Origin of the sequence: Halomonas sp. ND22Bw (genome assembly GCF_003011945.1) — a bacterium.
GTDB lineage: Bacteria > Pseudomonadota > Gammaproteobacteria > Pseudomonadales > Halomonadaceae > Halomonas > Halomonas halophila.
This window is the reverse complement of record NZ_PXWD01000138.1, coordinates 1-472: the sequence shown is the minus strand read 5'-3', so window position 1 is coordinate 472 and position 472 is coordinate 1. Positions and strand designations below refer to the sequence as shown.

Genomic DNA, 472 nt, shown 5'->3' with positions numbered 1-472 from the left:
CGACATGTTCTGGCTGTCGATCAAGCGCCGGGACCGAGAGGCCGTCCACGATTGGCGCGAACTGCAGGCGATCAAGAACATGATCGTCGGCGACGAGCATGAAGGCTTCGAGGTCTACCCGGCCGAGTCGCGCCTGGTGGACTCCGCGAACCAGTTCCATCTGTGGGTGTTCGCGGACCCCAAGGTGCGGTTGCCGGTTGGGTTCCGCGAGCGCGATGTGTTGGACGCGCAGACAGCGGCGGCTCAGGGCGCCCGCCAGCGGCCCTTTGCGGCCAGGCCGGCTGCGACCGACTCCACCCCCGGTACCGGCCGCTGAGCGGCGCCGCGGCCTTCATTTCACAGGAGACTTGCAATGCAGATCAGGATCACGGATGCGGCAGGATTCGACCGAATGTCGCCGGGCGCAGACCTTGCCGTTGTCGTCATCTCGCGTGCGGACATCGAGGAGTTCCGCGTGGGCAACACGGTAGGG

Annotated in this window: 1 protein-coding gene; it reads left to right on the top strand. The window is 66.3% G+C overall.

The genetic code is table 11. The features are described from left to right. A partial coding sequence (locus tag CVH10_RS25705; RefSeq protein WP_369335851.1) for a hypothetical protein occupies positions 1-316 on the top strand: 316 nt, incomplete at its 5' end. Positions 317-472: the final 156 nt, after the last annotated feature.